Genomic DNA, 5,261 nt, shown 5'->3' with positions numbered 1-5,261 from the left:
ACCCCGCACCGCGCGGGACGTTGAGGTGGAAGCTGCCGTTCTGGTCCGGATTGAAGACGCGCGCAGAGCCCGTGATGGCCTGGGCTGCATTGGCTGCATTTGCCGGGGTTACTTTCGCTGGAACTGCTGTCGCCATGTCAAACCTCGCTGAGGAAGTCAATCACATCATCATGAGTGCGCGCGATTGCTCTGCTGCACACCCTTCAAATTCATTGTTGCCGTTATTGCTGCAAAATCGTCGCGCTCGGCCCGTCGGCGACGATCTTGCCGTCGTTGAGCACGATGATGCGATCCATGCGCCGGAGCAAGGCGGTGCTGTGCGTTGCCACCACCAGCGTGCGTTGCGCCGACATCGAATATGCCATCAGTTTTTCGATGATCCGGGTTTCCGTCGACAAGTCGATGCCGGTGGTCGGTTCGTCCAGCAGCATCACGGTCGGCATTCCGGCCACCGCGCGCGCCAGCGCGACCATCTGACGCTGGCCGCCGGACAGGTTGCCGGGCGCCTTGAGCATCTGGTCCAGACGCAGCTCGCCGCGTGCGATCAGATCGTCCACGCCGGACACCGCCAGCGCCGCTTCATATTCATTGCTGTCGATGCGATCGCCGACGAAGATATTGGCCGCCAGGCTACCGTCGAACAGGAACGGCTCCTGCGGCTTGTAGCCGATGCAGCGCATGCGCACCGGCGCCGCGTAGGCCGCCACCGCCACGCCGTCGATCAGCACCTGGCCCTTGCCGGCATCGATCTTGTGCAAGCCGGCCAGCGCACGCATCAGCGTGGTCTTGCCGGAACCGGAGCGACCGACGATGCCGACCTTTTCGCCTGGCTGGATCGCCAGCGAAACATTGTCCAGCGCCGGCTTTTCGTTCTTGTCGAGATGCAGCGTCAGGTTGACCACCTGGATCAGGCCGCGCATGTCCTGGCGCAGCACGTCGGCGATCACCTGCTCCGGCCCGGTGTCGTCGAACATTTCTTCGAACGCGGCGCGGGCGCGCTTGAACATTTCCATGCGTCCCAGCACCATGGTGACCGACGACAGCATCGAGGTGGCGCGGCTGATCAGCAACGACGTCGCGATCAGCGCACCGACCGTGAGCGCATTGTCTTCCACCAGGTACACGCCGATCACCAGCGTGCCCACCGAGATCAGGGTGTAACCCACGGTCGACAAGGCGTAGCCGGCGTTCATCCAGAACCGGCTCTTGGCCTGGCTCACCGCGTTGTCGGCGGCATCCGACAGGAAGGCCTTGACCAGTCGATCCTGCAAAGGCGAGGTCTTGAGCGTCTCCATGCCGAACACCAGGCTGGCCAGCTTGTCGATCTTGCCGATGCCGGAGGTCATGGCGGCGTTGCTGTAATCGGTCGCCGGAATCTTGCACAGCAGTTGCGCAGCCACCAGCATGCCGCCGCCGACCAGGATCACCCACACCAGGTGACCGCCGAGCAAGCCCACCGCCACCACGTACATCGCCAGGAACGGCAGGTCGATCAGCATCAGCATGTAGTTCGACGACAGCAGGTCGCGCGCGCTGCTGAGGTCGCGGTACTTGGCCAGCACCACGCCGACCGGCGCGGTGACTTTGGACTCCAGCAGGCGCCGCACCGAGCGGTTGTCGAACTCGATGTCGAAGCGCCCCGCCAGTTGCTCGATGTAATACATGCGGATGATGCGCAGCACCAGTTCCAGCACGATGAACAAGGCCATGCCCAGGGTCAGCGCCCACAGCGTTTCGGTGATGTGGTTGCCGATCACCTTGTCGTACACCAGCCGCGAGTACAGCGGCATGAACAACCCGAATACGTTGATCAGCACGCCGGCCACGACGATCTCGACGAAGCGGCCGCCGTAGGCGCGCATCAGCGTCAGGTATACCGGGTCCTTGCGCAGGGAGCGCAAATCGGCTTGCGGCTGGTCGACGTAGATCTGGTCGCTTTGGTTCATGGATCCGTTCAGGCCTCGGGTTGTTCAGGCTGCAGCTGCGGTCAACGACCTCAGCTGGCTTCCTTGTTGATCATCGACAGTTCCCGAATCGCTTCGCGCATTTCGAGGCGCAAGTCCTTGACCATGGTCTGGCGGCCGCTGCGCATTTCGTCGATGACGGTTTGGGTATTGATGTTCTGACGCATCAGCGCTTCGGTGATCGAGGTCAGCGAGGTCGGGATGGCGGTGAGGTTCTTGACGCGGTCGTTCATCATCGCCATGTGCTTGGCCAGGTCGATCTGCAACTGGCGCGACGACAAGGCATCGCGCGTCATGTTGCTGGAGTTCTCGCCGATGGCCTTGCCCAGTTCGCCCAGGCGCTCGGACACGGCCGAGTGGATTTCGCCCTGGTGCTGGATCGCGCCGAGTTCGTCGGCGATACGGATGGAAATCTGGTTGAGCAGCGTCGGCATCTGTGCGATGTGCTGCGCCGTCTTTTCGGTCATGTTGGCGGCTTCCGACTGCTGTGCCTGCAAGGAGGTCAGCGCCGACGACAGCGACATCTGGCCGCCTTCCATGGTGGAAACGATCTTCGGCAGCATGTCGAAACTGCGCAGGGCGATATCGCCGTTCACCGACAGGCGCTCTTCCAGCAACGACAAGCTCTGCGTCAGATCGCGCGCAGATGTCATTTTTTGGTTGATGATCTGGCCGACGTTGCGGATTTCTTCCAGCGTCTGCTGGCCGACTTCATGCATGCGCGGACCGAAGGACACCAGTTGGCGCAGGTTCTTCGATTCGTCCATGCTGGCGTGGAAGAGCTCGACGATATTCTGCAGACGGTCGTTCATGCCTTCGAGCTTGATACCGGCCTGCATCGAGGCTTCCGAGCTGGCGCGCGCAGCCATGATGGATTCGCGTTGCAGCACCATCAGGTCCTGCAGGAACTCGGCCAGGAATTGCTCCGACACGCCCTGACGGGCGCTGGCGTTGGTGCCTGGACCGCTCATGTCGTGGATCACGTGCTGGACCATTTCGCTGATGCACTCGCGCGCACGCGACACCAGTTTTTTGTTGGCGGCTCGCAGCGGCGTCAGCGTCAGGCCCAGCGCCAGCGAACCGATCAGGCCGAACATCGAGGCGGAGAACGCGGTGCCCATGCTGGCCAGCGGTTTTTGCAGATCGGATACCAGATGCATGAACGAGGCATCCATGTCGCCGCCCTGGGTCGCCTTGCCGAAGCCGTCGATCAGCGCCGCAGTGCCGACCAAGGTTTCGAGCAGGCCGATGAAGGTGCCCAGCAGACCGAGCGCGATCATGAAGCCGGTCAGGAAATGCGGGAATTCGGTCTTGGCCTCGAGGTGGGCCGTCAGGTCCGACAGCGATCCCTCAATGGTTTCCTGTTCGATACGCGAGGTCAGGCGGCCTTTGGTGTTGGCGACGCTGACCAGCACCTTGGCGATCTCGCTGCCCTGGAACTCGGGCGCCTTGACCAGATCCTCCATCGACTCGCCGTCGTTGACACGGGCGTAGAACAAGGCGAGCTTGTTGTGCTCCCAGTTCACGCGCCACATGTTGTAGACGATCAGCGCGACGCCGAACACGGCCACGCCGATGATGAACAGGTTCAGGAAGGGATTGATGCGGATCGCGTGCAGGACGAAGTCCCTGAACAGGAAACCGCCGAGCAGCAGGAACAGCGACGGTATCGCGGCGAGTGCATAGAAATTGCGCAGGTTTTTCATACGTTCAGGTTCCGAAAGTAAAAACAAGATAAGAAAAATTCAGTGTTCATCACAGCTTCTCGATTCAACGCGGCTCCCGGAGCGCGGTCTGGCCGAAGCGGCTCAGCGGCGACATCAGGTATTGCCACACGGTGCGGCGGCCGACGATCATGTCGGCCGTGGCGGTCATGCCCGGCATCAGCGGCAGGCCGGTATCGAGCTTGGGGTCGCGCGTGACTTCGATCTTGACACGGTAGTAGCGCTCGCCGCGTTCTTCCGGCACGGTGTCGGCGCTGACCTCGGTGACCACGCCCTTCATGGCGCCGTACACACCGTAGTCGTAAGCGGAAACCTTCACGCGCGCCGGTGCGCCGGTCATCAACTGGGCGCGATCGGTCGGCGCCACTTTCGCTTCGATCACCAGCTTGTCGTCGGTCGGCGTCATTTCGATGATGGCGTCGCCCGGCTTGACCACGCCGCCGACGGTGTTGATCAGCACGCGGTTGACGATGCCGTCCATCGGCGCGCGCACTTCCGAGCGCGACACGCGGTCGTTGCGCGATTTGATTTCTTCCTGCAGGCGCGCCAGTTCGTTTTCGCTGACGGTCAGATCGCTGCGCGGCGCGGAAGCGCGACGATGCTTCACCCATCTTGGCCTGGGCTTCGGCAATGGCGGCGGTCAGGCGCGGGATCATGGCGTTGGTGGCGGACAGGCGGCTCTGCGCATCCTGCGCCTTGGCCTGCGCCTGGATGTCTTCCAGCTGCGAGGCGGCATTGCGCTCGAACATGCCGTGCACCAGCTTGTACTGGCGCTGCGCCAGATCGAATTCGGACACCAGGCTCTTCTGGCGGCTGACGGCTTCGCCGACCTCAGCCTGGCGCTGTGCCGATTGTTCGCGCAACACGCTGAGTTCCTGTGTCAACTTGGACTGACGCGCGGCGAATGAGGCCAGCTCGCTCTGCACGGCCGGATCGTCGGTGCGCAACTCGGGCGACATCAACACCGACGACGCGCCGCCGGCTTCGGCCTTGAGGCGGGCGATGCGGGCGCGCAGGCCGAGGATCTTGACGTTGCCTTCGCCGAGGTCGGCGTTGGCGCGCACATCGGCGATCGAGATCAGTATCTGGCCCTTCTTCACTGCGGCGCCTTCGCGCACCAGGATGGCGGATACGATGCCGCCTTCCAGATGCTGGATGATCTGATTGTGTTCGGAAGCCACGATGCGGCCGGCGCCGCGCACCACCATGTCGATCTGGGCGAACCATGACCACACCAGCAGGCACAGCAACAGGAATACGGTGACCAGGATGAACTGGCGCGGACGCGCGAGTTCCCCATGGTCGCCCAACTGGCGATCCAGATGCGGCGCGATGAGGCGCATCAGACGACGGCTGTGCGCCTGCAGTTGCAAGCGCAGGCGCAAGTCCCAACGCAAATTGTCGTTGGGCATCTTGGTCATTTTTGGCCCGCCTGGTATTGGATGATCACACGCGCATTGCTTTCGACGCTGTTCTCGGACGTCGCGACGCGACTGACCACGCGCTCCTTGTCCACGCCGGCGTCAATCAGGTGATTGCGCACTGCCACGGTGCGGTAGTAGGCGCGGCGACG

General features: G+C 62.7%; 4 protein-coding genes. 1 reads left to right on the top strand and 3 read right to left on the bottom strand.

What is annotated here, in order from left to right; translation table 11 throughout:
- Positions 1 to 221: 221 nt before the first annotated feature.
- From HLUSI_RS0107340 to HLUSI_RS33970, 3 genes are all read right to left on the bottom strand, one after another.
- The gene (locus tag HLUSI_RS0107340; RefSeq protein ID WP_016833362.1) at positions 222 to 1,946 is read right to left on the bottom strand and encodes a peptidase domain-containing ABC transporter; all 1,725 of its coding nucleotides are present in this window, start codon (positions 1,944 to 1,946) and stop codon (positions 222 to 224) included.
- 50 nt (positions 1,947 to 1,996) lie between these two features.
- Positions 1,997 to 3,670 (bottom strand): hypothetical protein, encoded by a 1,674-nt coding sequence (locus HLUSI_RS0107335; RefSeq protein WP_016833361.1) that lies wholly within the window; start codon positions 3,668 to 3,670, stop codon positions 1,997 to 1,999.
- A 64-nt stretch (positions 3,671 to 3,734) separates the two neighbouring features.
- The gene (locus tag HLUSI_RS33970) at positions 3,735 to 4,295 is read right to left on the bottom strand and encodes an HlyD family efflux transporter periplasmic adaptor subunit (RefSeq protein ID WP_238533940.1); all 561 of its coding nucleotides are present in this window, start codon (positions 4,293 to 4,295) and stop codon (positions 3,735 to 3,737) included.
- A 145-nt stretch (positions 4,296 to 4,440) separates the two neighbouring features.
- On the opposite strand from HLUSI_RS33970, the gene HLUSI_RS33965 reads away from it, so the two are divergent.
- Complete coding sequence (locus tag HLUSI_RS33965) at positions 4,441 to 4,596, top strand: hypothetical protein (protein WP_238533939.1); 156 nt, start codon at positions 4,441 to 4,443, stop codon at positions 4,594 to 4,596.
- Positions 4,597 to 5,261 lie beyond the last annotated feature (665 nt).

This window comes from Herbaspirillum lusitanum P6-12, from assembly GCF_000256565.1.
Lineage (GTDB): Bacteria > Pseudomonadota > Gammaproteobacteria > Burkholderiales > Burkholderiaceae_D > Herbaspirillum > Herbaspirillum lusitanum.
Note: the sequence above shows the minus strand (reverse complement) of the source record. Positions and strands in the feature narration are given on the sequence as shown.